The sequence below is a fragment of the Ruegeria sp. R14_0 genome (assembly GCF_017743975.1).
In the GTDB taxonomy this organism is placed as follows: domain Bacteria; phylum Pseudomonadota; class Alphaproteobacteria; order Rhodobacterales; family Rhodobacteraceae; genus Ruegeria.
Map to the genome: position 1 here is coordinate 1 of NZ_JAGHRC010000020.1, position 3,662 is coordinate 3,662.

At 64.6% G+C, this 3,662-nt stretch carries 5 protein-coding genes; all 5 read right to left on the reverse strand.

The window, feature by feature from the left end; all coding sequences use genetic code 11:
- The coding region (locus tag J7416_RS22480) for a type IV secretion system protein (protein ID WP_209227927.1) at positions 1 to 584 on the reverse strand (584 nt) is incomplete at its 3' end.
- 17 nt (positions 585 to 601) lie between these two features.
- The gene (locus tag J7416_RS22485) at positions 602 to 1,615 is read right to left on the reverse strand and encodes a type IV secretion system protein (protein WP_180888396.1); all 1,014 of its coding nucleotides are present in this window, start codon (positions 1,613 to 1,615) and stop codon (positions 602 to 604) included.
- Entirely contained in the window at positions 1,616 to 2,050 is a 435-nt protein-coding gene (locus J7416_RS22490; RefSeq protein WP_239368750.1) for a hypothetical protein, read from the reverse strand.
- Positions 2,047 to 2,814 (reverse strand): type IV secretion system protein, encoded by a 768-nt coding sequence (locus J7416_RS22495; protein WP_209227929.1) that lies wholly within the window; start codon positions 2,812 to 2,814, stop codon positions 2,047 to 2,049. Before J7416_RS22495 ends, J7416_RS22490 begins: the two co-directional genes overlap by 4 nt.
- On the reverse strand, positions 2,811 to 3,662 hold an 852-nt coding region (locus J7416_RS22500), incomplete at its 5' end, for a lytic transglycosylase domain-containing protein (RefSeq protein ID WP_209227931.1). The genes J7416_RS22495 and J7416_RS22500, both read right to left, overlap by 4 nt.

The window sequence follows — 3,662 nt, forward strand, 5'->3', positions numbered from 1 at the left end:
TGGAAGTCGTAGCCGACGGTGGCCACGTAGGATCGGGTCACGGTGCGGGTGTCGCGGGGACGGCGCAGCGTGCGGGTGAAGCGGACCTGGGCCACGCCGCGCTCGATCTGATTCACGGACTTGATGACCACTTCGATCTTGGCGTCACGGCCATATACGGTGATCGGATAGTCCTCATTGGTAGATGACCAGAGATCGCGCAATGTGCGGGCGGCATCGCCATCCGAGCGATCGAGCACCGAGTTGATGCGTTGCTCGCCATCTGTCAGGTCATAGGTCTCGCGGTCATCGACATAGGCCACGAGATTGGCCTGGATGATGGCGTCGCTTTCGGAAAGGGTCAGCGCCTGAACAGCGGCGACCCGGTCCATCTCGCCGGTCTCCTTGTCGACGACGACGACGAAGGTTTCGGTCGATTTGAGCGGAAAGAGGCTCGCGCCCGCGACCATGCCGGCCACGCCGACCAGCACGCCGGCCGCCGCGACGAACCAGGCGAAACGCTCGCGCCGCCGCGGCCCGTAGATGAAATCCGCTTCAAACGCGTCGCGGTCAGGCGCGGAGGAACTAAGTACCTTCTTCTTCAAGTCAATCGTCTTTCACATCAGGGTTTGCGGAAGGCCTTGGCGGCGGAGAGGAGCGCGCCGGGGCTTTGCCGGATCATCTCGCCGGTCTTCACCACGCCCGCATTGGCCATTTGGTTCAGCTCCTGCGGCGATTTGCCGGTGACGAGGCGCGAGGCAGCACCCGTGCCATACTCCCGCGTGTTCACGAAACCCTGGCGCGCGAGGCCGGTCAGCCCCACGGCATTCGAGGCAATGCCGACCACGCCGGTGAGGTTGGAGGCGATGTAGGGGACCGAGGCCATGATCCCGGCGCTAAGGATCAGGATGACGAGAAAGGGCAGGATGAGGCTGACGGTCTCGACATCGCCCGGATCGGCGGAGGCGTCCCCGATGGCCTCGGCGATCGCGACGATGATGCCCGCGGCCCCTGCGGCGGCGACCGGCATGAGCGCATAGCCGATGGTGGCGCGAGTCCAGGCCTCAAAAAGGGATTGCGTCGGTTTAAAGAGCGAGGTCACGATCATGAAGGGAGCGATCACGATCATCAGCGCGAAGACAATGCGGGCGAAGGCGATGATCCCTGCGGTGACGGCGGCGAAAACGGCGGAAAGGACGAAGAAGATGGCACCGAGGACCGCGCCGAAGACCCAGCCCGCGCGATCGCCGATCGTGTCGCCATAGGCGGTGATGCGGGCGACCATGTTGTCGAGGCTCTCATAGACGCCGGCCTCGTCGCCCGAGCCGGTGAGCGCAAGGATCGAGGCTCCGACGGAGTCGGGCACGCGCGTGACGATGTCGTAGATCATGCTGAAATTGTCCCAGCTCTGCGCGAAGATCCCCACGAGCGCGATCTTCATGCCGAAGGCAAAGCCGGTGCCGAAGGGCAGGGGGCGGAGTTGCATCACCGCGTTGATCCCGAGGAGCACGACAAGGAGCGCGGCCCCGGCAGAAATCACGTCACCGACAGCACCTGCCGAGGAGACAAAGCCGTCCTGCGCCACGGTATCCACCGCCGCGTCGACCTGGCTCAGGATGTCGCGAATAACACCCATCTACTTTACACAGGCCTCCGCAACTTGCGCCTCGAACGCGTCGGCCTGCGCGTAGAGATCGAGCACCTTGAAGGGCAGGCGTGGATTGTCCGAGGTCTGGAACCGGGGCAGGGCGATGAGTGCCTGGTCCCAGGTGAAGTCGTCCAGCAGGCAGGTGCAGTTCTCTGTGGCCAGTGCCTCTTCGGCGATCAGGATGCGCAGGATCGCGCGGTAACCATTGCGCAAGTATGCGGTCTCGGCGAGATCCACCGGGGGTTTGGGGACGCGGCACGCATCGGCGTCATCCCGTGCGATTTCCATCGAGGTGAAGGGACGATCCTGACCCAAGGCCGGGTCGGGCAGGACGAGGAGACCGACCGGCAGGGCAAGCGAAAGGCTGAGGAGGCCAGCTTCCATCAAGGTGAAACAGCTCGGGGTGAGTTTGGACTTGCTCATGGATCCACCGCCATCGAGCGGAACTTGCGCTCATCTGCCAGCGTCGCGGCATCGACAACGCCGAGTTGACCGGCACTGACGCCCTGGGCCGCTTCCAGCCGCCAGATCTGGGTCAGGATGATGCCGAGCTCGGCGGTGACGCGGGTATTGAGATCGACGGCGGCCTTCAGCCCGTCCTGATCGTCGATGAGCCCGACCATGGTCTCGAGCCGTTCGAGGCTTTGACCGGCCTCCTCGTGGCTTTCCTGCGCCGCGACCGACAACATGGCGCTGGCCCCGGCGGAAGCGGCGATGCGGTTGTCGGCGGGTTGATCAGAGCCCGAGAGCGTGCTCAGGCGCTCCGAGGTGAAACCGCTGCCAGACAGCACCCGCTCGACCGAGGCCGAAAGCTCGGCGCCGGGATTGAACCCGCTCAGAAAATCGCCACTCGCCAGCGACTGTGCGGTATTGAGGGGCGCAACCAGCTTGCCGCGGAGCGCGCGGAATTCTTCGACCGTGGCAAAAAGCTCGCCCAGCCCACTGCCTTCGATCAAGGAGGTCAGCTGCGCCTCGAGGTTCGTCAGTTGCGACAACTGGGTCTCCAGTTCCAGCCGCATGGTGGCGAGCTGCTGCATCTGGACATTCAGGTCCTCGGCCATGTGCTCGAGCTGTGCCACGAGCTGACCAAGCTGTGATCCATCGAAGGTCGGCACGCCTTGGGCAGCAGCGGGCGAGGCAAACCCGAGTGTGGTGACCGCAGCTACGGTCAGGAGAAGCTGTCTCATTCGGGAACTCCCATCTGCATGAAGTCGCGCTCGGCCAGCCGGTCGGCGACGAGGTGCTGCGCATAGGCCGCCTCGCGCTGCTGGTTGGCGGCCATCAGCCGGACGCGAAGGTTGAGGATGCGGCCGATCTCGGCCTTGGCGTAGGTGTTGAGCTCCCAGGCCGCCTTGGCATTGGGCTGCGCATCGATCTGCAGGATGATCGCGCGCAGGCGATTGATCACCTGTTCGGTGGTGGCCAAACTGTCGGCGGCGTAATAGACGCCCGCCTCGGAGATGCTGGCATATTCGGCCAACGCAAAGTCCGAGGGCGAGAGTGTGCCGAGCGCGTCGGCGCCGCCCACCACGGCGAGGTATTCGTTGTAGAACTTCGAGATATTGCGCACGTAGCCCTGCGTCTCGGCAAAGGGTGGCACGCCGCCATATTCAATGACCCGGCCCGGCCCCGCGTTATAGGCTGCGAGCGCATGGGGGATATTGCCGAAGCGATCGAGCTGGGTCGTGATATAGCGCGCGCCGCCGCGCAGGTTGTCCTTCACGTCATAGCGGTCAACGCCGAGGTCGGAGGCCGTGCCGGGCATGAGCTGGGTCAGACCATAGGCGCCGACCGGGCTTTGTGCCGCGACGTTGAAGCGGCTCTCCTGCTTGATCAGGGCCTGGAAGAGGCAGCGCCACTGGGTGGCCGAGAGACCGGCGCGGGCCACACCGGGGGCACTCGCGAACTCGCCCGCAACTTCGACGATCATCATCTCGACGGTCTCACGGCCTTCGCCGAAGAGACGGCTGTTCATGGGGCTTGGATCGGTGTTCGGGTAGACCGCCGCCACCCCGAAATCCGCATTGCCCTCGAG

What these genes read in the sequence shown, in the direction of transcription:
- J7416_RS22485 (WP_180888396.1), bottom strand. Translation starts at nt 1,615, where the DNA reads ATGGGTGTTATTCGCGACATCCTGAGCCAGGTCGACGCGGCGGTGGAT.
- J7416_RS22490 (WP_239368750.1), bottom strand. Translation starts at nt 2,050, where the DNA reads ATGAGCAAGTCCAAACTCACCCCGAGCTGTTTCACCTTGATGGAAGCT.
- J7416_RS22495 (WP_209227929.1), bottom strand. Translation starts at nt 2,814, where the DNA reads ATGAGACAGCTTCTCCTGACCGTAGCTGCGGTCACCACACTCGGGTTT.